The organism is Flaviflagellibacter deserti (assembly GCF_042652085.1).
Taxonomy (GTDB): domain Bacteria; phylum Pseudomonadota; class Alphaproteobacteria; order Rhizobiales; family Methylopilaceae; genus Flaviflagellibacter; species Flaviflagellibacter deserti.
Genome location: NZ_JBHSJF010000008.1, coordinates 122,910 through 147,202 on the forward strand (window position 1 = coordinate 122,910; position 24,293 = coordinate 147,202).

General features: G+C 64.4%; 23 protein-coding genes and 1 pseudogene. 3 read left to right on the forward strand and 21 right to left on the reverse strand.

Features of this window, described 5'->3' with window-relative positions; translation table 11 throughout:
- Positions 1-2 precede the first annotated feature (2 nt).
- On the forward strand, positions 3-860 hold the full coding sequence (gene fabI / locus ACFPFW_RS16225; RefSeq protein ID WP_114956403.1) for an enoyl-ACP reductase FabI: 858 nt from the start codon (positions 3-5) through the stop codon (positions 858-860).
- An 84-nt stretch (positions 861-944) separates the two neighbouring features.
- Positions 945-2,198 carry an outer membrane protein gene (locus ACFPFW_RS16230; protein ID WP_114956402.1) on the forward strand — a complete coding sequence of 418 codons (1,254 nt, stop codon included), beginning with the start codon at positions 945-947 and terminating at the stop codon, positions 2,196-2,198.
- Between the two features lie 78 nt (positions 2,199-2,276).
- On the opposite strand, the gene pnp is transcribed toward ACFPFW_RS16230, so the two are convergent.
- From pnp to rimP, 8 genes and pseudogenes are all read right to left on the reverse strand, one after another.
- Entirely contained in the window at positions 2,277-4,424 is a 2,148-nt protein-coding gene (gene pnp / locus ACFPFW_RS16235) for a polyribonucleotide nucleotidyltransferase (protein ID WP_114956401.1), read from the reverse strand.
- Between the two features lie 187 nt (positions 4,425-4,611).
- Positions 4,612-4,881 (reverse strand): 30S ribosomal protein S15, encoded by a 270-nt coding sequence (rpsO, locus tag ACFPFW_RS16240; RefSeq protein WP_114956400.1) that lies wholly within the window; start codon positions 4,879-4,881, stop codon positions 4,612-4,614.
- A gap of 20 nt (positions 4,882-4,901) precedes the next feature.
- A pseudogene (truB, locus tag ACFPFW_RS16245) lies at positions 4,902-5,858 on the reverse strand (tRNA pseudouridine(55) synthase TruB); the annotation flags it as partial.
- Positions 5,840-6,244, reverse strand: coding sequence for a 30S ribosome-binding factor RbfA (gene rbfA, locus ACFPFW_RS16250; protein WP_114956398.1), 405 nt, complete (start codon positions 6,242-6,244; stop codon positions 5,840-5,842). The gene rbfA and the pseudogene truB, both read right to left, overlap by 19 nt.
- Before the next feature lie 71 nt (positions 6,245-6,315).
- Positions 6,316-8,943: a translation initiation factor IF-2 gene (gene infB, locus ACFPFW_RS16255; RefSeq protein WP_114956397.1), complete on the reverse strand. Its 2,628-nt coding sequence runs from the start codon at positions 8,941-8,943 to the stop codon at positions 6,316-6,318.
- The gene (locus tag ACFPFW_RS16260; protein WP_379771781.1) at positions 8,940-9,644 is read right to left on the reverse strand and encodes an RNA-binding protein; all 705 of its coding nucleotides are present in this window, start codon (positions 9,642-9,644) and stop codon (positions 8,940-8,942) included. The genes infB and ACFPFW_RS16260 overlap by 4 nt, the downstream gene beginning before the upstream one ends.
- Positions 9,581-11,176 (reverse strand): transcription termination factor NusA, encoded by a 1,596-nt coding sequence (gene nusA / locus ACFPFW_RS16265; protein WP_114956395.1) that lies wholly within the window; start codon positions 11,174-11,176, stop codon positions 9,581-9,583. The genes ACFPFW_RS16260 and nusA overlap by 64 nt, the downstream gene beginning before the upstream one ends.
- A 3-nt stretch (positions 11,177-11,179) precedes the next feature.
- Entirely contained in the window at positions 11,180-11,833 is a 654-nt protein-coding gene (gene rimP, locus ACFPFW_RS16270; RefSeq protein ID WP_114956453.1) for a ribosome maturation factor RimP, read from the reverse strand.
- Positions 11,834-12,003: 170 nt separating this feature from the next.
- On the opposite strand from rimP, the gene ACFPFW_RS16275 reads away from it, so the two are divergent.
- Positions 12,004-12,696 (forward strand): superoxide dismutase, encoded by a 693-nt coding sequence (locus ACFPFW_RS16275; protein WP_379771601.1) that lies wholly within the window; start codon positions 12,004-12,006, stop codon positions 12,694-12,696.
- On the opposite strand, the gene trmB is transcribed toward ACFPFW_RS16275, so the two are convergent.
- The 13 genes from trmB to trpS form a co-directional block, all read right to left on the reverse strand.
- Positions 12,693-13,388 carry a tRNA (guanine(46)-N(7))-methyltransferase TrmB gene (gene trmB / locus ACFPFW_RS16280; RefSeq protein ID WP_114956394.1) on the reverse strand — a complete coding sequence of 232 codons (696 nt, stop codon included), beginning with the start codon at positions 13,386-13,388 and terminating at the stop codon, positions 12,693-12,695. The two genes, ACFPFW_RS16275 and trmB, sit on opposite strands and share 4 nt — an antisense overlap.
- Positions 13,389-13,394: 6 nt before the next feature.
- Positions 13,395-14,573, reverse strand: a complete 1,179-nt coding sequence (metK, locus tag ACFPFW_RS16285; RefSeq protein WP_114956393.1) for a methionine adenosyltransferase — start codon at positions 14,571-14,573, stop codon at positions 13,395-13,397.
- Between the two features lie 88 nt (positions 14,574-14,661).
- Entirely contained in the window at positions 14,662-15,066 is a 405-nt protein-coding gene (locus ACFPFW_RS16290) for a helix-turn-helix domain-containing protein (RefSeq protein ID WP_114956392.1), read from the reverse strand.
- A 137-nt stretch (positions 15,067-15,203) separates the two neighbouring features.
- A complete protein-coding gene (lnt, locus tag ACFPFW_RS16295) occupies positions 15,204-16,727 on the reverse strand; it encodes an apolipoprotein N-acyltransferase (protein ID WP_379771783.1) in 1,524 nt (507 codons plus the stop codon).
- A gap of 50 nt (positions 16,728-16,777) precedes the next feature.
- Positions 16,778-17,812, reverse strand: coding sequence for a hemolysin family protein (locus ACFPFW_RS16300; RefSeq protein ID WP_114956390.1), 1,035 nt, complete (start codon positions 17,810-17,812; stop codon positions 16,778-16,780).
- A 20-nt stretch (positions 17,813-17,832) separates the two neighbouring features.
- Positions 17,833-18,339: an rRNA maturation RNase YbeY gene (ybeY, locus tag ACFPFW_RS16305; protein WP_114956389.1), complete on the reverse strand. Its 507-nt coding sequence runs from the start codon at positions 18,337-18,339 to the stop codon at positions 17,833-17,835.
- Positions 18,336-19,346, reverse strand: coding sequence for a PhoH family protein (locus tag ACFPFW_RS16310; protein WP_114956388.1), 1,011 nt, complete (start codon positions 19,344-19,346; stop codon positions 18,336-18,338). The genes ybeY and ACFPFW_RS16310 overlap by 4 nt, the downstream gene beginning before the upstream one ends.
- 8 nt (positions 19,347-19,354) lie before the next feature.
- Complete coding sequence (gene miaB / locus ACFPFW_RS16315; protein ID WP_379771605.1) at positions 19,355-20,734, reverse strand: tRNA (N6-isopentenyl adenosine(37)-C2)-methylthiotransferase MiaB; 1,380 nt, start codon at positions 20,732-20,734, stop codon at positions 19,355-19,357.
- 137 nt (positions 20,735-20,871) lie between these two features.
- The gene (locus ACFPFW_RS16320) at positions 20,872-21,252 is read right to left on the reverse strand and encodes a Fur family transcriptional regulator (RefSeq protein ID WP_379771606.1); all 381 of its coding nucleotides are present in this window, start codon (positions 21,250-21,252) and stop codon (positions 20,872-20,874) included.
- Positions 21,253-21,340: 88 nt separating this feature from the next.
- A complete protein-coding gene (locus ACFPFW_RS16325; RefSeq protein ID WP_114956386.1) occupies positions 21,341-21,841 on the reverse strand; it encodes a GNAT family N-acetyltransferase in 501 nt (166 codons plus the stop codon).
- A complete protein-coding gene (tsaB, locus tag ACFPFW_RS16330; protein WP_114956385.1) occupies positions 21,841-22,512 on the reverse strand; it encodes a tRNA (adenosine(37)-N6)-threonylcarbamoyltransferase complex dimerization subunit type 1 TsaB in 672 nt (223 codons plus the stop codon). The genes ACFPFW_RS16325 and tsaB overlap by 1 nt, the downstream gene beginning before the upstream one ends.
- A gap of 88 nt (positions 22,513-22,600) precedes the next feature.
- Entirely contained in the window at positions 22,601-23,167 is a 567-nt protein-coding gene (locus tag ACFPFW_RS16335; RefSeq protein ID WP_114956384.1) for a NifU family protein, read from the reverse strand.
- 82 nt (positions 23,168-23,249) lie between these two features.
- Positions 23,250-24,287 (reverse strand): tryptophan--tRNA ligase, encoded by a 1,038-nt coding sequence (trpS, locus tag ACFPFW_RS16340; RefSeq protein WP_114956383.1) that lies wholly within the window; start codon positions 24,285-24,287, stop codon positions 23,250-23,252.
- Positions 24,288-24,293 lie beyond the last annotated feature (6 nt).

Here is a 24,293-nt window from a genome sequence, read left to right on the forward strand (position 1 = left end):
CAATGGTCACAGGACTGCTTGCCGGTAAGCGCGCCCTCGTCATGGGAGTGGCGAACGACCACTCCATCGCCTGGGGCATCGCGAAGAAGCTGGCGGAAGCCGGAGCCGAACTCGCCTTTACCTATCAGGGCGACGCGCTCGCCAAGCGCGTCCGCCCGCTGGCCGAGAGCCTCGGTTCGGACTTCCTCCTGCCCTGCGACGTCGAGAACGAGGCGTCCGTCGCCGCTGTCTTCGCCCGGCTGAAGGAGCATTGGGGCAGTCTGGACATCGTTGTCCACGCGATCGCCTATTCCGACAAGTCCGAGCTGAAGGGCAGTTATTCACGCACCAGCCGCGCGAACTTCTCGCGGACGATGCTGATCTCCTGTTACTCGTTCACCGAGATCGCCCGCTACGCCTCCGCGCTGATGAACGAGGGCGGATCCATGGTCACCCTGACCTATGGCGGCTCGGTGCGGGTGATGCCGAACTACAATGTCATGGGCGTCGCCAAGGCGGCGCTTGAGGCGAGCGTCCGGTACCTCGCCAGCGATTACGGCCCGCGCGGCATTCGCGTGAACGCTATTTCTGCCGGACCGGTGCGCACGCTCGCGGGCGCAGGCATCGCCGACGCCCGGCTGATGTTCAACTATCAGAAGCGTCACGCTCCGCTTCGCCGAACCGTCACGATCGACGAGGTCGGCGGCGCCGCGCTGTATCTTCTTTCGGATCTAGGTTCGGGCGTTACCGGCGAGATCCATTATGTCGATTCGGGCTACAACATCATTTCCATGCCCCAGCCGGACGCGCTGAAGCTGGTCGATGCTGTCGAAGAAGCCGCAGAGAACGACATTCCGGTCGCGCGCCCCGCGGCCGAGTAGATTGTGTCATCGCACTGTTAGACAAGATCGGCTGAATACTTCGTTGGGAAGGGTGCGGTCGGTGCCCTGACTGGGGTTCCGATCATGTCTCGCCTGTTTCCGCATCTGCCCATAAGCGGTGCCGCGCTCATTCTCTCCGCAGGTCTCGCCAGCGCCGCCGACATTCCGGCGGCCACGAGCCCTGTCTATTCCGCCTTTCCGGCGTCCAACTGGGAAGGTTTCTACGCCGGCAGCCTCGTCGGCTATGGCTGGGCCGACTTCGACGTCGGGGGCGGCAATGCCGTTGTCGATGGAACGACCGGCGGACCGCTGATCGGCTACAACTGGCAGTCCGGCAGCTTCGTCTACGGCCTCGAAGGCGATCTGACGCTTCACGAGATTCGCGGCAACATCAACGAGAGCGTGATCCCGACGGAGGCGGACACGCTTTATTCCGCGCACGTCCGTGGCCGCGTCGGCTACGATCTCGGCTGGGCGCTGCCTTATATCGCGGGCGGTTTCGCCGCCAACGAGAGCTATGTCCGCGACCAGGCGACCGGCTTCGACGGCGACAATCAGCATCTCTTCGGCTGGACGGTCGGCGCGGGCGTCGATGTCGATATCGGCGAGACCTTTGTCGGCCCGGTCACGCTGCGGGTCGAATATCTCTACGAGGATCTGTCGTCGGAACTGTTCGCGGTAGGCGGCGGCATGGACGTGTCGCAATCCTCCCATTTCATCCGTGGCGCGATCATCTCCAAGATCGGCGGACGCTCGCCGTCGCACTCGACCGAAACCTCGACCGACTGGTCCGGCGCCTATGCCGGTCTGATGGTCGCCTATGGCTCAATGAACGTGTCGACCTCGGGTGGTGGCATCGACGACGGCTTCGATGCGGACGGCCCGGCGGGCGGCATCTATTCGGGTCGCAACTGGCAGTGGGGGAATGTCGTCGCGGGCTTAGACGGTTCACTTCTGCTGACGGACTTCAAGGGTTCCGGCTCCCAGCCGGGCGGCTTCGACACCGATTTCCGCAACAATATCCAGGGCGATGCCCGCCTCCGGCTCGGCTACGCCGTTGGCGATTTCCTGCCCTTCATCGCGGGCGGCGTTTCCTGGACCCGCAGCGAGCAGGAAGCGACCAACGTCTCCGATACGCACCGCGGTCGTGTTCCGGCCAAGCTCTGGAATGTCGGTGCGGGTGTCGACTACCGCCTGACCGAGACGATCTCACTACGCGGCGAATATATGTATGTACAATCCTTCGATGCGAAGTCGCCGGAATTCGGCGGCATTGCCACCGATCAAGAACTCGACGCGCACGAAGTCCGCTTCGGCGCTGCCTATCACTTCAACTGATCGGGTTTACGCCAGACAGCAAAAAGGGCGGCCTCACGGCCGCCCTTTTCATTTCCAGCCTGGAGCCCAGGCCGCCGATTACTCGGCGGCGCCGGCCGGCTCCTCGGCCTTTTCCTTCTTCTCGAGGTCTTCGCCAGTCTCCTGGTCGACGACCTTCATCGACAGGCGGGTCTTGCCGCGGTCGTCGAAGCCAAGCAGCTTCACCTTGACCTTGTCGCCCTCCTTGAGGACGTCCGAGACCTTCTCGATACGCTTCTGGGCGATCTGCGACACGTGGACGAGACCGTCACGCGCGCCGAAGAAGTTCACGAACGCGCCGAAATCGACGACCTTCACGACAGTGCCCTCATAGATCGTGCCGACTTCCGGCTCGTCCACGATGGAGTGGATCCAGTTCAGCGCGGCCTTGATGGCCTTGCCGTCGGCGGAAGCTACCTTCACCGTGCCGTCGTCCTCGACGTTGATCTTGGCGCCGGTCTTCTCGACGATCTCGCGGATCACCTTGCCGCCCGAGCCGATCACGTCACGGATCTTGTCGACCGGGATCTTGATAACTTCGATGCGCGGAGCGAACTCGCCGAGCTCCGGACGCGACGCCGACAGCGCCTTGCCCATCTCGCCGAGGATGTGATTGCGGCCATCCCGTGCCTGACCGAGAGCGACCTTCATGATCTCCTCGGTGATGCCGGCGATCTTGATGTCCATCTGAAGGGCGGTGATGCCCTCGGTGGTGCCGGCCACCTTGAAGTCCATGTCGCCGAGATGATCCTCATCACCGAGGATGTCGGAGAGGACAGCGAAGCGCTCGCCTTCGAGGATGAGGCCCATCGCAATGCCCGCGACCGGACGCTTCAGCGGAACGCCCGCGTCCATCGCCGAGAGCGAGGTGCCGCAGACAGTTGCCATCGAGGACGAGCCGTTCGACTCGGTGATCTCGGAGACGACGCGCAGCGTGTACGGGAACTCGTGGTTAGGCGGCAGCATCGGGTGGATGGCACGCCATGCGAGCTTGCCGTGGCCGATTTCGCGGCGGCCGGGAGAGCCCATGCGACCCGTTTCACCGACCGAGTAGGGCGGGAAATTGTAGTGCAGCATGAAGCTTTCTTTGTACGTACCCTCGATCGCATCGATAAACTGCTCGTCCTCGCCGGTGCCGAGCGTCGCGACCACGAGGGCTTGGGTCTCGCCACGGGTGAACAGCGCCGAACCGTGCGTGCGCGGCAGAACGCCAACCTCGGAGAGGATCGGACGAACCGTCTTCACGTCGCGGCCGTCGATGCGGATGCCATCGTCGAGGATGTTCCAGCGGACGATCTTCGCTTCGAGGTCATGGAACACCGAGCTGACCTTGTTGGCCGGCGGGGCATTCTCGTCGCCTTCGGGGCAGAGCTTGGCGATCACCGCGTCGCGGATCTTGCCAACCGCCGTATAGCGGTCCGTCTTCTTTTGGATCTTGTAAGCGTCGCGGAGATCCTTCTCGGCGATCTCGCGGATCGCGGTCTCGAGCGCCGAATTGTCGACGGCTTCGATATCGCGCGGCTCCTTGGCGGCCTTCTCGGCCAGGCTGATGATCGCGTCGATCACCGGCTGAAAGCCCTTGTGGCCGAACATCACGGCGCCGAGCATGACGTCCTCGGAAAGCTCCTTGGCTTCCGATTCCACCATCAGCACCGCATCCTGCGTGCCGGCGACGACGAGGTCGAGATCGCTCTCCTTGACCTGATCGACCGTCGGGTTGAGCACGTACTGGCCGTTGATGTAGCCGACGCGGGCGCCACCGACCGGGCCCATGAACGGCACGCCGGAGAGCGTCAGGGCGGCGGACGCCGCGACCAGCCCGACGATGTCCGGATCGTTTTCGAGGTCATGGCTGAGAACCGTGACGACGACCTGGGTGTCGCAACGCCAGCCATCGATGAACAGCGGACGGATCGGACGGTCGATCAGGCGAGACGTCAGCGTCTCCTTCTCGGTCGGACGGCCTTCGCGCTTGAAGAAGCCACCCGGGATACGGCCGGCGGCGTAGAAGCGCTCCTGGTAGTTGACGGTCAGCGGCATGAAGTCGACGCCCGGCTTCGGAGCCTTGGCGGCGACGACGGTCGCAAGAACGGTAGTGTCGCCATAGGTGGCGAGGACGGCGCCGTGCGCCTGGCGGGCCACACGGCCGGTTTCGAGGACGAGCGTATGACCGCCCCACTCAAGTTCTTCGCGTTGAATATCGAACATTCTTTGTCTCGTGAGTTTGCGGCGGCAGGGACCGGAGCCACGAGCAGAACGGCGAGATGCTCCTCTCTGGAAGCATCTGGCAATCCTGCCCCGGCTAGCTGGTCCGTGCCGCCTGGGTGGAGCGTGGCGTCCCCATGACGCCGCGCCCATGCAAAACGGCGCGCCGCAGGGGCGCGCCGGCATTAAATCAGCGGCGGATGCCGAGCCGCTGGATGAGGGTCTGATAGCGCTCGACGTCCTTGGACTTAACATAGTCCAGGAGGCTGCGGCGCTGGCTCACCAGCTTCAGCAGGCCACGGCGGGAATGGTTGTCCTTCGCATGGCTCTTGAAGTGTTCGGTGAGATTGCTGATGCGCTCGGTGAGGATGGCAACCTGGACTTCCGGAGAACCGGTGTCGCCCGACTTGGTGGCGTATTCCTTGACGAGTTCGTTCTTGCGGTCAGCGGTAATCGACATCGGGCACTCCTTTCGGGGCTTTACGCACCCTGCAAATGAAACACGCGCTTGGGATGAATCTCGCCGCGCTCGGCTTCCGCTAGGGCCACCAAAGTTCCTTCGGCGGTGACGTAACAGGTGCCTGAGAGCAGCGGAGCATCGCGTCCGCGCAACAAAACGGCCTGACCTCGTCTGAGGCGGGCCGCATCCGTCCCGCTCACGGCCAACGCCGGGATGTCGTCCAGCGCGGTCTCAACGGGAAGGAGACGATTGGCGAGGCTTTCCTCGCCGGGCGCACATAACCGCAAGCGGTCCACTTCGTCCAGCGAAATCAGGTCCTCCTCGCGGAACGGACCGACGCTGACGCGGCGGAGCGCGGTGATGTGGCCATAGCAACCAAGCACGCGGCCCATGTCGCGGGCAAGCGCCCGGACATAGGCGCCCTTGCCGGTACGGGCTTCGAAGACGGCTTCGCCTTCGGCGAAGCTCGTCAGTTCGAGGCTCATGATTTCGATCTGGCGGGGCTGGAGATCGACCTCCTCGCCCTCGCGGGCGAGATCGTAGGCACGCTCGCCCTGCACCTTCACGGCCGAGAACTTCGGCGGCGTCTGGGTCAGACTGCCGGTGAAGTCCGGAAGGATCGCGCGGATGTCCTGTTCGCTCGGACGCTTCTCGGAGGTCACGGTCTCCGTACCCTCGCTGTCGTCGGTCGTAGTCTCGCTGCCCCAGGCGACGGTGAAGCGGTAGACCTTCTCGCCGTCCATCGCGAACGGCACCGTCTTGGTGGCCTCGCCGAACGCGATCGGCAGGCAGCCTGTTGCCAGCGGATCGAGCGTGCCGGCATGGCCGGCCTTCTTCGCTCCAAACGCGCGCTTCACGCGCGACAATGCATGGGTCGAGGTCATGCCCTGCGGCTTGTCGAGAATGAGCCAGCCGTGGACGTCGACCTTTTTCGGCCGGTTCTGGTTCGGCGGGCCGTTCATTCCTGGCCACCCTTCACGTCGCGCTGGACTTCCGGCCGGTCGAGCAGCGCATCCATGCGCTGACCCTCGTCGAAGCTCGTATCGACGCGGAACCGGAGCTCCGGCACCGAGCGAAGCTCGACGCGATGGGCGACTTCCGTGCGCAGGAAGCGTGCGTTCTTTGCCAGCACCCTCACGACGCCTTCGGCATTCTTGCCGCCGAGCGGCATCACATAGGCCGTGGCGACCTTGAGGTCGGGCGACATGCGAACCTCCGGCACCGTGATGACACTTTTTTCCAGTGCGGGATCGGGAACATCGCCACGCTGCAGAATCTCAGCGAGCGCATGGCGTACGAGTTCGCCTACGCGCAATTGGCGCTGGGACGGGCCTGAGCCGCCCCCCGCTTTCGCCTTAGCCATTTCCTTGAACCTCGAACGTTATGGTCGTCACGGGTTTGGACCGTGACGACCGCTGAACGTTGATGCGCCTTTTACAGCGAGCGGCTGACCTCGGTGACGAGATAGCACTCGATGACATCGCCGGCGCGCATGTCCTGATAGTTCTCGAAGGCCATGCCGCATTCCTGACCGGTCTGGACTTCCTTGACCTCGTCCTTGAAGCGCTTGAGCGTCGAAAGCTTGCCTTCGTGCACGACGACGTTGTCGCGGATGAGGCGGACGCCCGCGCCGCGCTCGACATGGCCCTCGGTGACGCGGCAACCCGCGACCTTGCCGACCTTGGAGATGTTGAACACCTCCAGGATCTCGGCATTGCCGAGGAATTCCTCGCGCCGCTCGGGAGCGAGTAGGCCCGACATGGCTTTGCGCATGTCATCCACGAGATCGTAGATGATGTTGTAGTAGCGAACCTCGACGCCCTGCCGCTCCGCCGCCTCGCGCGCTTCCTTCAGCGCACGGACGTTGAAGCCGAGGACCGCCGCGCCGGAAGCGCCGGCAAGCGTGATGTCGGATTCGGTGATGCCGCCGACGCCCGCATGGAGGACCCGCGCGGACACCTCGTCGTTGCCGACCTTGGCCAGCGCCTGGACGATCGCCTCGACCGAACCCTGCACGTCGCCCTTGATGACAAGCGGGAACTCCTGCCTGCCGGCCGACGCCTTTAGGTTCGACATCATCTGCTCGATCGAGCCGCCACCGCCACGGCCAGAACGGGCCGCCGCCATGTCGCGACGCTGGCGCTGACGATATTCGGTGACTTCGCGAGCGCGTGCTTCGTTCTCGACGACCGCGAGACGGTCGCCAGCCTCCGGAGCGCCCTGGAAACCGAGGATCTCGACCGGAAGCGACGGACCGGCTTCGGAAACCGCCTTGCCCTGATCGTTGAGCAGGGCGCGTACGCGGCCCCATTCGGAACCGGCAACGACGATATCGCCACCCTTCAGCGTACCGCGCTGGACGAGCACGGTCGCAACCGGGCCGCGCCCCTTGTCGAGCTTCGCCTCGATGACGATGCCTTCGGCGGGACGATCCGGATTGGCCTTGAGATCGAGCAGTTCGGACTGGAGCTGGATCAGCTCGAGCAGCTTGTCGAGATTGGTCCGCTTGGTTGCCGAAACCTCGACTTCGAGGATATCGCCGCCCAGGCTCTCGACCTGCACTTCGTACTGCAGAAGCTCGGTGCGGACGCGCTCGGGCTTGGCCGCCGGCTTGTCGATCTTGTTGATCGCGACGATCATCGGGACGCCCGCCGCCTTGGCATGGCTGATCGCTTCCGCGGTCTGCGGCATGACGCCGTCGTCGGCTGCCACGACCAGAACGACGATGTCCGTCGCCTTCGCGCCGCGCTGGCGCATGGCGGTGAACGCTTCGTGGCCAGGCGTATCGATAAAGGTGATCAAGCCGCCGAGCGGCGAGGTCACCTGATAGGCGCCGATATGCTGCGTGATGCCGCCCGCTTCGCCGGAGACGACATTCGTCTGGCGGATGGCGTCGAGCAGCGAGGTCTTGCCGTGGTCGACATGGCCCATGATGGTCACCACCGGCGGACGCGTGATCTGCGTACCGGCATCGTCGGCCGAGTCGAACAGACCTTCCTCGACGTCGGATTCCGCGACGCGGCGGACGGTATGGCCCATCTCCTCGGCGATCAGCTGGGCGGTATCGGCGTCGATGACGTCGTTGATCTTCTTCATCTCGCCCTGCTTCATCAGCAGGCGGATGACGTCGACCGCGCGCTCGGCCATGCGGTTGGCGAGCTCCTGGATCGTGATCGTTTCCGGAATCACGACCTCGCGCTGGATCTTCTCCTTCGGCTCGGCCGAAATCTTGCCGGTCATGCGCTGAACGCGGCGGCGGAACGAGGCGACCGAACGGGCGCGCTCTTCTTCCGACTCGAACGCGGTCGTCAGCGTCAGGCGGCCGCGCTGCTTCTCCTGGCCGGCCTTGGTGCGCTCGGGCTTAGGCGGAACGACGGGACGGACCGGCATGCCGACCGGGCGGCGAATGGCGCCCGCCGGCTGGGCAGCGGCCGGCGCACCCGCCGGACGTGCGGAAGGAGCGGACGTCGTCTGCGGACGATCCTGCTGCTGGACCGGGGCCTCGTCGCCGAGACGCTTCTTCGCTTCGGTCTCGGCCTTGCGGCGAGCCTCTTCCTCGACCACGCGGCGAGCGTCTTCCTCGCGCTTGCGGGCTTCGGCGGCCTCGCGCTCGGCGGCGCGACGAGCATCCTCGGCGGCGCGGCGGCGCGCCTCTTCCTCGGCACGCTGGCGGTCTTCGGCCTCGCGCGAGCGGGCTTCAGCCAGCGCGCGACCACGAGCGCCGAGCTCTTCGTTCGTCAACGTGCGGAGCACGACACCGGGATTGCGCGGCGCGGGCGCCGGACGCTGCGGTGCAGCCGGCGCGGCCGCGACCGGAGCAGCCGGAGTCTGGGGCGCAGCCGGACGCGGCGCCGGAGCGGGAGCAGCCGTAGCAGGGGCCTCGGGCTTGTCGCCGCCCGGACCGATCACACGCCGCTTCACCTTCTCGACGACGACCGCCTTCGAGCGGCCGTGGCTGAAGCTCTGCCGAACCATGCCCTGTTCGACCGGCCGCTTCAGTGTCAGAGTCTTCCCGGAAGAGACACCCAATGTCTTATCGCCCGGGTTTTTCGTATCCGTCATTCCACATCCGTTTCTGCGGGTCGCCCCGGTTCGTCGTTCCGATAGCGCGCGAGCTCGTTCGTCCGCGCGAGAAAGGCGTCACTCACGGGGGCCGCGAGCAGCGCTGCATGTATCACATTCTCGCGTCCGAGGGCCAAATCCATTTGGCCCGACACGAAGGGCTCGATTACAGCAACCGAACCCCCGTCTTTCCCGGCCCGCCTCGCCACCTGGGCGATCTTGCGCCGGCCGTCCTCCGCCCCGTCGCGGGCATGAAGCACGATGAGCGCTTCACCCCGATTAAGCGCGGTTTCCACCTTACCGTAGCCCGACACGACTTTCCCGGCCTTATTGGCCATGGAGAGCATGTCGAGCGCCGCCCGTTCGAGCAGCAAATCCACTTCCTCGGCGAGGTCGGGCCGCACCGTGACCTGATCCTTGAAGCCGCGGGAAAAAACCCGCTTCTTCACCGCTTCGGCCACTCGCTCGGCCCGAGCTCCGACCCAGACGCCGCGTCCCGGAAGCCGCCGCTTGATGTCAGGCACCACATTGCCGTCCGGCGCTCGGACGAACCGGATCAGATCCTCCACCGGCAGGACCTCGCGTGTCACGGCACAAGTCCGCGACACCGCGCGCAAATCGTCTTTCTCGTCCGCGATCAGGCCTGAACCTCTTCGGCATCCTGTTCTTCGGAAACGATCTCTGGCAGTTCGTCGATCCAGCCGGCCTTGAGGCGCGCCTGCATGATCAGAGCCTCGGCCTCCTCGCGGGAGATCTCGAAGCCTTCAAGGGCGCCCGGGAAGCGCTTGGTCTCGCCGCCCTCCCGCTCGGTCCAGCCGGTCAGGTCGTCGGTCGCGCTGCCGGCGAGGTCTTCGACGGACTTAATGTCGTTTTCGCCGAATGCCACCAGCATCGCGGTCGTGACACCAGGAATTTCGCGCAATTCGTCGGCAACGCCGAGCTCCTTGCGGCGCTCGTCCTGCTCGCTCTCGATGCGGGCAAGATAGTCGCGGGCACGGCTCTGGATCTCGACCGCCGTGTCCTCATCGAATCCCTGGATCGAGGCGATCTCGTTCTGGTCGACGAAGGCAAGTTCCTCGACCGTGCCAAAACCCTCGGCCGCGAGAAGCTGGCCGACGACCTCGTCGACGTCGAGCGCATCCATGAAGCTCTGCGTGCGCTCGTTGAATTCCTTCTGACGGCGCTCCGATTCCTCGGCCTCCGTCATGATGTCGATGTCCCAGCCGGTCAGCTGCGAGGCAAGACGCACGTTCTGGCCGCGACGGCCGATCGCGAGCGACAGCTGGTCGTCCGGAACCACGACCTCGATCTTGCCGGAGTCCTCGTCGAGCACGACCTTGACGACTTCCGCCGGCTGCAGCGCATTGACGATGAACGTCGCCTCGTCCGGCGACCACGGGATGATGTCGATCTTCTCGCCCTGCAGCTCGTTAACAACCGCCTGGACGCGCGAACCGCGCATGCCGACGCAGGCGCCGACGGGATCGATGGACGAGTCGCGGGAGATCACGCCGATCTTGGCGCGCGAGCCCGGATCACGGGCAACCGCCTTCACCTCGATGATGCCGTCGTAGATTTCCGGCACTTCCTGCGCGAACAGCTTCGCCATGAATTGCGGATGCGTGCGCGAGAGGAAGATCTGCGGGCCGCGCGGCTCCGAGCGGACGTCGTAGACATAGGCGCGGATGCGATCGCCGGGGCGGAACATCTCGCGCGGAAGGAGTTCGTCGCGGCGGACAATGGCTTCGCCACGACCGAGGTCGACGATGACATTGCCGTATTCGACACGCTTCACCACGCCGTTCACGACCTCGCCGATGCGATCCTTGTATTCGAGATACTGGCGCTCGCGCTCGGCCTCGCGGACCTTCTGCACGATGACCTGCTTGGCCGATTGGGCGGCGATGCGGCCGAAATCGAATGGTGGCAGCGGCTCGGAGATGTAGTCGCCGACCTGAGCCGCCGGATTCTTACGGCGGGCCTCTTCGAGCGCGATGTCGGTCGAGGTGTTCTGGACGTCGTCGGTGACGTGGAGCAGCCGCGACAGGCGGATCTCGCCGGTCTTCGGGTGGATCTCCGCGCGGACCTCGGTTTCGGCGCCGTAGCGGGCGCGACCGGCTTTCGCGATCGCGTCTTCCATCGCGGCCAGCACGATCTGCCGGTCGATCACCTTCTCGCGGGCGACCGCATCGGCGATCTGCAAGAGCTCCAGACGATTGGCGCTAACGGCCATGGGTCATCTCCGTCCTTTTTTGCGCGCCGGTTTCTGTTCGGCCGGCTCGCTTTCGATAGTCAGTTCTTCCTGCTCTCGCTGCAGCGCATCGGCCTTCTCGGCCGCCTTGCCGCGCCGGAGCGCTTCGTCGATCAGTGCGTCGGTCAGCACAAGACGGGCTTCCGCCATGTCCGCGACCGGCAGATGCACCGTCGCATCCTCGCCCGCCTTAACGTCGTCGCGGATCAATCTGGCGTTCTCGCCGTCGAGGCCAAGGAGCACGCCGCGGAAACGCTTGCGTCCGTCGACCGCCTCTTCCATCTCGATCTTGGCGACATGGCCGGACCACCGTTCGAAATCCTCAAGCCGGACCAGCGGCCGGTCGATGCCGGGCGACGACATTTCGAGGTGGTAGGCGCGCTGGATCGGATCGTCGACGTCCAGAAGCGGCGAGATTGCCTTCGAGCACTCCTCGCAATCCTCGACGGTCATCGTACCGTCCGGACGCTCGGCCATGATCTGAACCGTGCAGCCGTTCTGCGCCGTCACCTTCACCCGCACCAGGCGGTAGCCAAGATCGACCATGGCGGGTTCGATGATCGCGGCGACGCGCGCGGCCACGCCCGTCTCACGGATGAGGCGTGGTTGGTCGTTCGAGGCGGGCGTCGTATCGGACATCGGTCCCAAAGCAAAAAGAGCGGGTCCCGGTGGGGCCCACTTCCATGATAGTGCTCATGAAAAGGAATTGAGGGGTGTCATATAGGAAAACCACCCTCCTGCGCAAGATATCTCTCTGGAACCCGACGATGGCCGACCGGAATCGGCCACAACCACTGAAGGAGACGATCATGCTGTCACGCAGAGCTATCGTTGCCGGTCTCGGCGCCGCCGCAGCCGCCACTTACGCTGGCGGCCTCGCCGCGCCAAGCATCGCCCGCGCCGCGGCACCCTTTACGCAGCCAAAGCTACCCTATGCGTCCGACGCTCTCGCGCCGACGATTTCGGCCCAGACCGTCGACCTGCACTACGGCAAGCACCACGCCGCATATTTCAAGGCACTGAACGATCTAGTCCCGAATACATCCTACGCGGATATGAGCCTTGAAGAGATCGTGAAAGCGAGCGTGAAGAGCGAAGCGGACCGCAAGATCTTCAACAATGCCGGACAGGCCTGGAACCACATCTTTTACTGGGACCAGTTCAAATCCGGCGGCGCGACCGAGCCGGCGGGCGAACTCAAGGCCGCGATCGACAAGGATTTCGGCGGCCTCGACGCCCTCAAGACCGCGATGGTGAAGACCGGAGGCGACGTCTTCGGCTCAGGCTGGGCCTGGCTTGTCCACGACGGCAGCAAGCTCTCTCTGGTCGGCACGCCCGGCGGCGACAGCCCGTTCGCTCGCGGCGGCAAGCCGCTTCTCGGCATCGATGTCTGGGAGCACGCCTATTACCTCGACTATCAGAACCGCCGTCCCGACCACGTCAAGGCGGTGCTCGACAAGATTGTGAACTGGACGGTCGTCGCCGAGCGTATGCAGGCCTAGGCGCGGGCGAAGATCAGGTAGGCCGGAATCCGTCCCTCGCGGATCGCCTTCTTTTCGTAGCGGGTGCTCTGCCAGTTCGGCCAGGGCAGCCGCCAGTCATCGGCGCGCTCGGCGGTCCAGTTGAGATCCGGGGAGCGCCGGGTATGCTGAAGCGTCCAGTCGACATAGGTGTCGATGTCGCTCGCGAACCGGAACTCGCCGCCCGGTCGGATCACCCGTACGAGCCGCGCCAGATTGGCGTCCGAGACGAAGCGGCGCTTCCATTGTCGCTTCTTCGGCCAGGGGTCGGGGTAAAGCAGGTCGGCCCGGACCAGGCTTGCCGGCGGCAGCCAATCGAGCACGTGCGCGGCATCGTTGTCATAGAGACGGATGTTGTTCAGACCGAGCTCGTCGATCGCGACAAGCGCCTTCGCCATCCCGTTCAGGAAGGGTTCGACGCCGATGAAGCCGAGGTTCGGGTAACGCCGTGCTTCGGCGACGAGGTGCTCGCCGCCGCCGAATCCGATCTCGATGCGGACCGCATCGACTGAAACCGGAAACAGCCCGGTGGCATCAGCCGGAGCGGGCTGAGCGAGGTCAAGCTTCAGTTTCGGAAACAGGGTCTCAAGGCGCGCGCTTTGTCCCGCGCGCAAGGGCTTACCCTTGCGCCGCCCGTAGAGCGCCCCGCGATCAGGACGCCCTGACTCGATCATGACGTCTTACTGAACCGCCGACTTCAGCGCATCGACGAGATCGGTCTTCTCCCAAGAGAAGCCGCCGTCCGCCTCCGGCGCGCGGCCGAAATGGCCGTAGGCCGCGGTGCGCGTATAGATCGGCTTGTTGAGATCGAGATGCTTGCGGATGCCACGCGGCGTGAGATCCATGACCTCGCCGAGCGCCTTTTCCAGCTTCTCCTCGTCGACCTTCCCAGTGCCGTAGGTGTCGATGTAGATCGACAGCGGCTTCGACACGCCGATCGCATAAGCGAGCTGAATGCAGGCGCGGTCGGCAAGACCTGCCGCGACGACATTCTTGGCGAGATAACGCGCCGCATAGGCCGCCGAACGGTCCACCTTGGTCGGATCCTTGCCGGAGAACGCGCCGCCGCCATGCGGAGCCGCGCCGCCATAAGTGTCGACGATGATCTTGCGGCCGGTGAGGCCAGCGTCGCCATCCGGGCCGCCGATCACGAACTTGCCCGTCGGATTGACGTGCCATTCGGTGTTGCCGTTGATCCAGCCGTCCGGCAGCGCCTTCAGGATGTAAGGCTCAACGATGGCGCGCACATCGTCGGAAGTCAGGCTCTCGTCGAGATGTTGCGCCGACAGGACGATTGAGGTGACCTCGACCGGCTTGCCGTTTTCATAGCGCACCGTGACCTGGCTCTTCTGGTCCGGACCAAGCTTCGCTGCATCGCCATCCTTGGCGTGGCGCGCTTCGGAAAGCTTGCGCAGGATAAGGTGCGAATAGTGGATCGGCGCGGGCATCAGCTCCGGCGTCTCGCGCACGGCATAGCCGAACATGATGCCCTGGTCGCCTGCGCCCTCATCCTTGTTGCCGGCCGAATCCACGCCCTGGGCGATGTCAACCGACTGGGCATGCAGCAGAACGTCGATCTGGGCCTTCTGCCAGTGGAAGCCTTCCTGCTCGTAGCCGATGTCCTTGATCGCCGCGCGAGCGAGGTCTTCCAGATGCTCCTTGGTAACGCTGTCCGGACCGCGCACCTCACCACCGATCACGACACGGTTCGTCGTGGCGAAGGTTTCGCAGCCGACTCGCGATTCAGGATAGGCCGCCAGATATGCGTCGAGAACCGTATCGGAGATGCGATCGCAGATCTTGTCCGGATGGCCCTCAGAAACGGATTCGCTGGTGAAGAGATAGCTTTTGCGGGCCACGAGAGGCGCTCCGACAGATCAGCAAAATTGCGGGTGCGGGGTTGTCGCAGCCCCGTAATTGCCCGTCAAGCTCGCGTACAAAGGAAGATTAATCCGTATCGTCCTGCGCCAATGACGACACAAGATCTACAATCCTTCGGCGTACTTTCGGATCCTTCACTTTCATGAAGGACTTCGTCAGCTGCAGGCCTTCCGAGGTAGCCAGGAAGTCCGCCACATAGTCGTGGCCGCCCTTTTCGCCGAAACCCTGTTCGAGCTTTTCGCCCTGCGCATCCTCGAAGAAATAGGAAACCGGTACGCCAAGCACGCCGGACATCTGCTGCAGACGGCTGGCGCCGATGCGGTTGGTGCCTTTTTCGTACTTCTGAATCTGCTGAAAGGTAATGCCGAGCGAGGTGCCAAGCTTTTCCTGGCTCATTCCGATCAGCAAACGCCTCATGCGAACCCGGCTGCCAACATGCTTGTCGATCGGGTTCGGGGCCTTATTGGCCATAGTCCGCACTCCTCCTTGCGATGAGATCGCGGAGGCTCGTGGCTGAACGCCCGCTAAATCACATCGCAGTCACAACGCTCGAATGTAACGACGTCCCGCCTGCAAGCGGCGCACAATGGTTTCCTCGACCGGTAAAGTCAAACCCGGCGACGACCCCTCAAGGCCCCTACAATAGTCGCACCATACAGACCGGCGCAAAACACTAGCCCGAAACGTGAAAAGAGCGTCGGAGGCAAGGGTTGAGGCAGGGTCAGATCGAGAACTCCATCTTCCCCGAGCGGTAGGGCTGCGACAATCCGCCCCCATGGATCAACAAGAGAAGAGATGCCGGTATTGGCCGCTCGCAGGATCGGAAGACCCTGTTCGACCGCCCTGACGCGCGCCTGTGCCAGATGCTGATACGGCCCCGGCGTGTCGCCGAACCAGGCGTCATTGGTCAGGTTCAGAAGAACCGCCGGGCGGTCGTCGCCGTCGATCGTCCCCGTTGGAAAGATCGCCTCGTAGCAGATCAGGCCACCCAATTTCAGGCCGTTCGGCAGGGTGATGTTTCCCGGAGCTTCGCCCGAGCTGAAACCGCCCGGAAGCCGGGTCAGCTGACGGATGCCGAGACTTTCCAGGAGCGCCTGGAACGGCAGGAATTCCCCGAATGGAACGAGGTGGACCTTGTCATAGGTCGCGATGATCGAGCCGTCGCTTGCCACCGCCTGGATTGAATTGAACACCTTCCGGCGGCCAGTCGCATCGAGCGCGTCCTCGATTCGCGCCGCGCCGGTCAGCAGGATCGCCTTGTCCGGTAAAAGCCCGCCAATCTGCGCGAGCGCATCGGGAGTGCGCCCGAGGAAGAACGGGAAGGCCGATTCCGGCCAGATCAGGATATCGCCTTCCTCGATGCCGTTCGGCGCCGCTGCGCTCGGCCGGCTCGAAAGCGCCAGATAGCGCGCCATGATCTCGGGCTTGGCCTCGGGTCGGAATTTGCGGTCCTGAGGCACATTCGGCTGGACGATGCGGACGTGGATGCCCGGCACTTCCTCCGGCTCTGCGATCGCCAACCGGGCCGCGCCGAACCCCGCCAGAACCACCAGAGCCGCCACGGCGCCAAGGAGAGGCCGGAGCGGGCGACCTGGATCGGCAAGCAGAGCGGGCGTCGCGAAGATGGCGATGGCAATGGGCGTCAGACCCTCGACTCCCACGATCGACGCGGCCTGCCCAAACCATTCATTGTCGGCCAGCGCATAGCCGTACTGATTCCAAGGAAAGCCGGTGAACACGCGCGTCCGCAGGATTTCCGAGAGCCCCAACCCGGCGGCCAGCGCGAAGATCCGCCAGCCCGAATCGGACCAAAGCAACCGCGCGATCACGAGACCCAGAGCCGGGAAGCATGCGAGAAACAGCGGCAGCCCGACGACCGCGATCGGCAGCGCCCAGGCATATTCCTCGGCATCGACGAGGAACGCCGCGCCGATCCACCAAAGTCCGGCAAGGAAATATCCGAAGCCGAAAGCAAAGCCGATCCATGCGGCTGCCTTCAGCCCCGCACGGCCACGTTCGGTCCCGTCGATAAGCCAGACCAATATCGGGAAGGTCAGCGCCAGAACAGGAAATGCACTGACCGGCTCCATGGCGAGCGCCGATGCGCCGCCTGCGATGAAGCTCACGGCCAGACGGCGCCAGCCGTCCAGCAAAACAACACGATGGGCGGGCAGCGCGAGGCTCAAGCGGCGTCAGTGCCGGCGTCGGGAGTCGGAAGCACCGGCCTGCCGGAGGCGTCTTCCTCAAGGGTGGCGGCTTGCGAGCGCCCCTCCAAAACCGATGACGGCGTGGGGCGGATCCGAACGCGCTTAACGCGGCGTGGATCGGCATCGAGCACTTCGAAATCGAAGCCGGACGGTCCAGCAATGATCTCGCTGCGCTCGGGCACCCGGTCTGCGAGGGTGACAATCAGGCCGCCCACGGTATCCACGTCGTCCCCAAGATCGCCGAGATCGAAGTCCGGGCCGATCTGCGCGACAAGGTCGTCGATCGTCGCGCGGCCATCGGCGATCAAGGAGCCGTCGCGCGCGCGCTGGATCATTGCCGCTTCGGTCTCGTCATGCTCGTCCTCGATATCACCGACCACGATCTCGATCAGGTCCTCGATGGTCGCCAGCCCATCGGTCCCGCCATATTCGTCGATGACGAGAGCCATATGGATATGAGTTGCCTGCATTTTCGCGAGCAGCGCGTTGGCGGGCATGCTCGGCGGCACATAGAGCACCTCGCGCACGAGATCGGCGGCCTCGATGGTCTGGGAGAGGTCCGCCGCCCCAAGATCGAGCCCGCTATCCGTCTTGCCACGGGTCGTCAGGTAACGCAGCACGTCCTTGATGTGGATCATGCCGCGCAGGTCGTCGATCGTATCGCCGTAGACCGGCAGCCGGGAATGCTCCGCCTCCTCGAAGCGCAGAAGCGTGTCGGACAGAGTCATGTCGCAGGGTACCGCGATGATGTCCGAGCGATGAACCATCACATCGCCGACGCCGAGATCGCGCAGGCCGAGAATGTTCTTCAGCATCGCCCGCTCTTCGGGCGAGAAGTCGAAGGCTTCGGACCCGTCGTCCGACGACAGGGCGTCTTCGATCTCATCGCGCAGCGACGCCGGCCGGCCCCTGAGCAGGCCCTTGAGCCAATCGACGAGCCCCGGCCCATCCGCGCCATGCGGCGCTACGTGACTGGTTCGCTGCGACGGGTCTTCATTGGAAGTCGACATAGTGTTTCTGCCCCCGCCAGTCAGACGGGCGACGTCTCCTTGTAGGGGTCGGCAACGCCGAGGCTCGCGAGAACTGCCCGCTCGGTATCTTCCATCTCCTCGGCGTCATCCGAGGCCTCATGTTCGAAGCCGAATAGGTGAAGCGTGCCATGCACGACAAGATGGGTGAAATGATCGGCGATCGTCTTGCCTTCCGCTTCGGCCTCGCGGGCGACAGTCTCGAAGGCAATGATGACATCGCCAAGAAGGGGCGCCGTCTTGATCTCCTCGCCTTCGGCTGCGGGAAAGGACAGCACATTGGTCGGCCTGTCCTTGCCGCGCCAGTCGCGGTTCAGCTCCTGGACGCGGGCATCGTCGGCAAGAATGATCGCGAGCTCAGCCTCGGGAATGCAGACGAGTTCGGCGGTTCGCACCGTCGCGGCTACGGCCTTCGCCGCGAGTTCCTCAGCGCCGGAAAAATCGGCCCAGCGGTCGCTTTCGACTACGACGTCGACCTGTGGGCCGCTACTTCGGTCCGAGCCTTTCATGATCGGCCACCCTGCTTCAGCCGGTCGGACGCCTCGTAGGCACGGACGATACGGCCGACAAGTTCATGGCGCACGACGTCGGCCTCGCCGAAGCGGCAAACCGCGACGCCTTCGACATCGTTCAGCAACCGTGTGGCTTCGATAAGGCCTGAGATCTGGCCGGTCGGAAGGTCAATCTGGGTAATGTCTCCACAGACCACCATGCGGGAATTATCGCCGAGGCGGGTCAGGAACATCTTCATCTGCATCGAGGTCGCGTTCTGCGCCTCGTCGAGGATGACGACGGAGTTCGCCAACGTGCGGCCTCGCATGAAGGCGAGGGGGGCGACCTCGATGATGCCGGACTGCAGGCCGCGCTCGACCCGCTCCGGCGGCATCATGTCGTAGAGCGCATCGTAGAGCGGACGCAGATAGGGATCGACCTTCTCGCGCATGTCGCCCGGTAGGAAGCCCAGACGCTCGCCGGCCTCGACTGCCGGACGCGACAGCACGATGCGATCGACCTCGCCGCGCTCGAGCAGGACCACGGCATGAGCGACGGCGAGATAGGTCTTGCCGGTACCGGCCGGGCCGATGCCGAAAACCAGTTCGTTACGGACCAGGGCGCGCATATAGGCGTCTTGCGCCTGCGTGCGGGCGGTGACGGTCTTCTTGCGCGAAGAGATGTGGGCCAGAGCCGCCTTCGGGCCGGCCTCTCCCGGCGTGAACAGGCTGCCCTGGGCGGACGTCATGCGCACCGCGCCGTCGACGTCGCCGAGACCGATGGTATCTCCCCGCCGGGCGCGGGCATAAAGCGCCTCGAGCACATGGCGCGCCTGCTCGATCGCCTCGACGCTGCCGCGAATGGCGACATGGTTGCCGCGCGGCGTTGCCTCGATGTTGAGCCGACGCTCGAGGAAAGCCAGATTCTGGTCGTGGCTGCCGAAGATGTCACTCGCGAGACGATTGTCATCGAAGGTGAGGACGACTTCGCCGACGGCTTCGACCGGCGCAACAGGCTCTGGCATCGGACCTCTCAAGCAACCGCCTCCATCACTTCATCGACCGGCTCACCGAACAGGCTGTTCGTACCATTACCGGTGATTCTCATCGCGACGACGTCGCCGATCTGGATGCCCCGCGCCTCGGTCTGGACCGGCTGCAGGAACGGCGAACGACCTGCGACCTGGCCGGGATGCCGGCCAGCGCGATCGAACAGCACATTCATGACACGCCCCACACAGGAGCGGTTGAACGTCTGCCTCTGATCTTCGAGGAGGGCCTGCAAAGCATGAAGGCGCCCGGACTTCACATTTTCGGGCACCTGTTCGTCCATCTCCGCGGCCGGCGTGCCGGGGCGGGCGGAATATTTGAACGAGAAGGTCGAGGCGTAGCCGATGTCGCGGACAAGCCGCATCGTGTCCTCGAAGTCGGCATCCGTCTCGCCGGGGAAGCCGGTAATGAAATCGCTCGAAAGCGCAAGCTCCGGCTGCGCAACGCGGATGCGTTCGACGAGGCGGCGATAATCGTCGGCCGTGTGCTGGCGGTTCATCGCCGCGAGAATGCGATTGGAGCCCGACTGAACCGGGAGGTGCAGATAGGGCATCAACTCCGCCAGATCGCGATGGGCGGCGATCAGCTCATCGTCCATATCGCGCGGATGGCTCGTCGTATAGCGAAGACGGGCGATGCCGGGGATCATCGCGAGGCGATGCAGCAGGCGACCCAGCCCCCAGATCCGACCGTCTGGGCCTTCGCCGTGGAATGCATTGACGTTCTGGCCGAGCAAAGTGAGTTCGCGCACGCCAGCGTCCGCCAGCCGCTCCGCCTCGGCGACGATCTTCGCCACGGCCCGCGACGTCTCCGCCCCGCGCGTATAGGGAACCACACAGAAGGTGCAAAACTTGTCGCAGCCTTCCTGAACAGTGAGGAACGCCGCCGGGCCGCGGGCGAGCGTTTTCGCCCGGCTCGCGGCGGGCAGATGATCGAACTTGTCGTCGGCCGGGAAGTCGGTGTCGACGACCTTCTCGCGCGATGCGCGGGAGAGGAGTTCCGGCAGCCGATGATAGCTCTGAGGCCCGACGACTAGATCGACGCCGTGGGCACGCTTCATGATCTCGGCGCCCTCCGCCTGCGCCACGCATCCGGCCACCGCGATCATGGTGTTCTGGCCGAGCGCCGCGCGTTCGGCTCGCATCACACGCATCCGGCCAAGCTCGGAATAGACCTTTTCGGCCGCCTTTTCGCGGATGTGGCAGGTGTTGAGGACGACCAGATCGGCGTCTTCGGCGCGCTCGGCCTCGACGAAACCTTCTGGAGCCAGAACGTCCGCCATCCGCTGGGCGTCATACACGTTCATCTGGCAGCCATAGGACCGGATAAAGACCTTGCGAGGCTGTCGATCGTTCTCGTGCAATGCTGCTCCAGCGCCGCGGCGCTCGTTCCCTGTGATCTGTCCGAAAGTCGCCCGAACCCACGATTCAAACCGGACGACGCATCATCTCTAACACAAAAGCGACCGGCATCCGAGATGCCGAGCACAGCTATTTGCCTCTAACGCTCGTCGTCCTTTAGCGGCACCGCATAGAGCTCCATGCGGTGATCGACCAGCTTGAAGCCGAGCCTACGGGCAATCTCGGCCTGCAGCCGCTCGATCTCCTCGTCACGGAACTCGACGACGCGGCCGGTCCGCAGGTCGATCAGATGGTCGTGATGCTCGTCCGGCACCGGTTCATAACGGGAACGGCCATCTCGGAAATCGTGGCGAGCGACGATGCCGGCATCCTCGAACAGCTTCACCGTCCGGTAGACGGTCGCAATCGACACGCCGGGATCGATCTTCACCGCCCGGCGGTGCAGCTCCTCGACGTCGGGGTGGTCGGTCGCACTTTCGATCACCTGCGCGATGACGCGGCGCTGCTCAGTCATGCGCATGCCCTTCGCGGAGCATTGCCCCTCGATAGAGTCGCTGTGCTTTGTCTCGATTGCGGTCATTGACGACAGTCTATTGCCCCTGGAGGTCTCAGCCAAGATCACGTGCCATGATAAGAGCATTGGCCTTCCGGCCGTCCTTCAGGGTGTAGTAGGCGGGCCGCTTGCCGACCTCCTCGAAGCCGAAGCTACGATAGAGTCGGATAGCGGGTATATTCGCCTCATCCACTTCCAGAACCACCCGCCGGGCGCCCGCGCCCCGCAGCCGCGCGAGCTGACGGGCCAGCAGCGGCGCGCTGCCCTTCTTTCCCCGCCATTTAGGGTCCACCGCGATCGAGAGGAGTTCCGCTTCGTCCACCGCGACCCTCGACAGAGAGAAGCCGTCGATCACCTGGCTTCCCGCCTCGCTGCGAAGAATGTCGACGATCACGTTCCGATTCTGCATCAGAACCTCGATCTCCTGCGTGCTCCAGCCGCGTGCGAAACTGGCCGAATGCAATGTGGAAATCTGACCGGCATGCCTGCTCGACGCCGTGTCGACACGCCAGACCGGCTTTCGCAGGTACTCGCTAAGAATATCGAGCACGCCCATCAGATGCGCTCCACCCGCCCTGCCGTCTGCGGCTTGGCGTCTGCCGGGCGGAGATAGACCGGGCGCGGCAGGCGATCCGGCAATGGAGCGGCTGCGCCGAGTCGGGCGAGCCAGACCGGGTCCGGCACCTGCTCTCCGGAGACGATTTCATGTTTAGCGTGGGAAGCGGCGGCGACCAGTTGCGCGCCGGAACCGACAAGACGAATCGCGCCTTCACCGGCCATCCGCGAGGCATCCTTTGCCAAGAGCACCCGGGCCGGAACCAGCCCTTGCCCGTTCGGCGCGAAGATCTGGAAGAACACCCGGCCGTGCCGTGCATCGATCGCCGCACCCACCGCCCGGCCGTCGCCATGGGCAAGCACCGGAGCCGCCAGGGCGACGAGCGTCGTGATTCCGATGACGGGAATTTTCGTTACAAGCGTCAGACCGCGTACAGCGGCAAGGCCCACTCGAATGCCCGTGAAGCTGCCCGGCCCCGTCGAGACGACGATGCGGTCGATCGAGGCAAGCCCGGAATGTCCACCGAGCACCGCCTCGACCAGCGGCATTAGAGCCTCCGCGTGACCGCGCTCCATCAGCACAGTCTCGGCGCCCAGAATCTCGTCAATCTTGGTGTCGAGCACCGCGACCGAGCAGGCCGCGAGCGCGGTATCGATGGCCAGCACGCGCACGCGTTGTTCTTCTTCCCAGCCCCGGAAACTCAAAAGCACTCTGACTGAGATCGTGCTCGCGTGGAAGTGGAGCGATCCGCCTGTCCCCTTACGAGACCGGACGGACCTCCTGGACCTCGGGCACGAAGTGGCGCAGCAGGTTCTCGATGCCCTGCTTCAGCGTCGCGGTCGAACTCGGGCATCCCTGACAGGAGCCCTTCATGTTCAAGTAGACGACGCCGGTCTTGAAACCCTTGAAGGTGATGTCGCCGCCGTCCTGCGCCACGGCCGGGCGGACGCGCGTCTCGAGGAGTTCCTTGATCGTGTCGACCACGCTCTGGTCTGCCTCGTCGTAGAATTCGCCGTTGTCGTGCGTGTCGTCGCCGACGCCATCCGCCAGAAGCGGCTCGCCACGGAGGTAATGCTCCATGATCGCGCCGAGGATCGCCGGCTTCAGGTGCTGCCAGTCCTCGGAACCCGTCTTCGTCACGGTGATGAAATCGGTACCGTAGAAGACGCCGCCGACGCCTGGAACGTCGAACAGGCGGGCGGCCAGCGGAGAACGCTTGGCGGATTCGGCGGTCGGCATGTCGAGCGTGCCCGATGGCAGGACGTCACGGCCGGGAAGGAATTTCAGGGTCGCCGGATTCGGCGTGGCTTCGGTCTGGATGAACATGGCTCTCTCGGCTGGCCTCCGGGTTCAAGGCGCGGGGCTGGCGCACGAAAAGGATATGGTGGATCGCCTCAGGAATGCAAAGTCAGCGTCTAACGAAGCCGACGATATCCTTGACCGCCGCGAGATTGGGCCGCGCGATCGCGTCGGCCCGCTCGGCGCCGTCGCCCAGGATCTTGTCGATCGAGCCCGGATCGGCGACGAGCCGTTTCATCTCCGCGCCGATCGGACCGAGCTTCGTCACCGCAAGTTCAACCAAGGCGTTCTTGAACGCCGAGAACTGGCCGCCGCCGAAATCGTTCAGCACATCCTGCTTCGAGATTCCGCCGAGCGCCGCATAGATACCGACCAGGTTCTCCGCCTCCGGGCGCGCCTCGAGCCCTGCGGTCTCCGACGGCAGCGGCTCTGGATCGGTCTTGGCCTTGCGGACCTTTGCAGCGATGGCATCGGCATCGTCGGTCAGATTGATGCGCGACGCGTCCGACGGGTCTGACTTCGACATTTTCTTCGAGCCGTCACGCAAGCTCATCACACGCGTCGCCGCGCCCTGGATCAGAGGCTCGGGCTGCGGAAAGAAGGCCTCGCCGTATCCATGGCGGGCGATCGAGGCACTGAAATCATTGTTGAATTTCTGCGCGATGTCACGGGCGAGTTCGAGATGCTGCTTCTGGTCCTCGCCGACCGGCACATGTGTCGCCTTATAGGCGAGGATGTCGGCCGCCATCAGCACTGGATAGACGTAGAGGCCGACCGACGCGTTCTCGCGGTCCTTGCCGGCCTTCTCCTTGAACTGCGTCATTCGGTTCAGCCAGCCGATGCGGGCGGTGCAGTTCAGGATCCAGGCGAGTTCGGCATGCGCCGAAACCTGGCTTTGGTTGAAGATGATGTTCTTCTTCGGGTCGACGCCCGAGGCGATGAACGCCGCCGCCACCTCGCGGATCGTTCGCGTCAGCTCCTGCGGATCCTGCGGCACGGTGATCGCGTGCATGTCGACGACGCAATAGAGGCATTCGTGCTCGTGCTGCAGCGCGACGAACTTGATGATCGCGCCGAGATAATTGCCGAGATGGAGATTGCCGGTCGGCTGGACGCCGGAAAAGACGCGCGGCTGAAAAGCGCTCATGACAGG

What these genes read in the sequence shown, in the direction of transcription:
- fabI (WP_114956403.1), top strand. Translation starts at nt 3, where the DNA reads ATGGTCACAGGACTGCTTGCCGGTAAGCGCGCCCTCGTCATGGGAGTG.
- ACFPFW_RS16230 (WP_114956402.1), top strand. Translation starts at nt 945, where the DNA reads ATGTCTCGCCTGTTTCCGCATCTGCCCATAAGCGGTGCCGCGCTCATT.
- pnp (WP_114956401.1), bottom strand. Translation starts at nt 4,424, where the DNA reads ATGTTCGATATTCAACGCGAAGAACTTGAGTGGGGCGGTCATACGCTC.
- rpsO (WP_114956400.1), bottom strand. Translation starts at nt 4,881, where the DNA reads ATGTCGATTACCGCTGACCGCAAGAACGAACTCGTCAAGGAATACGCC.
- rbfA (WP_114956398.1), bottom strand. Translation starts at nt 6,244, where the DNA reads ATGGCTAAGGCGAAAGCGGGGGGCGGCTCAGGCCCGTCCCAGCGCCAA.
- infB (WP_114956397.1), bottom strand. Translation starts at nt 8,943, where the DNA reads ATGACGGATACGAAAAACCCGGGCGATAAGACATTGGGTGTCTCTTCC.
- nusA (WP_114956395.1), bottom strand. Translation starts at nt 11,176, where the DNA reads ATGGCCGTTAGCGCCAATCGTCTGGAGCTCTTGCAGATCGCCGATGCG.
- rimP (WP_114956453.1), bottom strand. Translation starts at nt 11,833, where the DNA reads ATGTCCGATACGACGCCCGCCTCGAACGACCAACCACGCCTCATCCGT.
- ACFPFW_RS16275 (WP_379771601.1), top strand. Translation starts at nt 12,004, where the DNA reads ATGCTGTCACGCAGAGCTATCGTTGCCGGTCTCGGCGCCGCCGCAGCC.
- trmB (WP_114956394.1), bottom strand. Translation starts at nt 13,388, where the DNA reads ATGATCGAGTCAGGGCGTCCTGATCGCGGGGCGCTCTACGGGCGGCGC.
- ACFPFW_RS16290 (WP_114956392.1), bottom strand. Translation starts at nt 15,066, where the DNA reads ATGGCCAATAAGGCCCCGAACCCGATCGACAAGCATGTTGGCAGCCGG.
- ACFPFW_RS16300 (WP_114956390.1), bottom strand. Translation starts at nt 17,812, where the DNA reads ATGTCGACTTCCAATGAAGACCCGTCGCAGCGAACCAGTCACGTAGCG.
- ybeY (WP_114956389.1), bottom strand. Translation starts at nt 18,339, where the DNA reads ATGAAAGGCTCGGACCGAAGTAGCGGCCCACAGGTCGACGTCGTAGTC.
- ACFPFW_RS16310 (WP_114956388.1), bottom strand. Translation starts at nt 19,346, where the DNA reads ATGCCAGAGCCTGTTGCGCCGGTCGAAGCCGTCGGCGAAGTCGTCCTC.
- ACFPFW_RS16320 (WP_379771606.1), bottom strand. Translation starts at nt 21,252, where the DNA reads ATGCGCATGACTGAGCAGCGCCGCGTCATCGCGCAGGTGATCGAAAGT.
- ACFPFW_RS16325 (WP_114956386.1), bottom strand. Translation starts at nt 21,841, where the DNA reads ATGGGCGTGCTCGATATTCTTAGCGAGTACCTGCGAAAGCCGGTCTGG.
- ACFPFW_RS16335 (WP_114956384.1), bottom strand. Translation starts at nt 23,167, where the DNA reads ATGTTCATCCAGACCGAAGCCACGCCGAATCCGGCGACCCTGAAATTC.
- trpS (WP_114956383.1), bottom strand. Translation starts at nt 24,287, where the DNA reads ATGAGCGCTTTTCAGCCGCGCGTCTTTTCCGGCGTCCAGCCGACCGGC.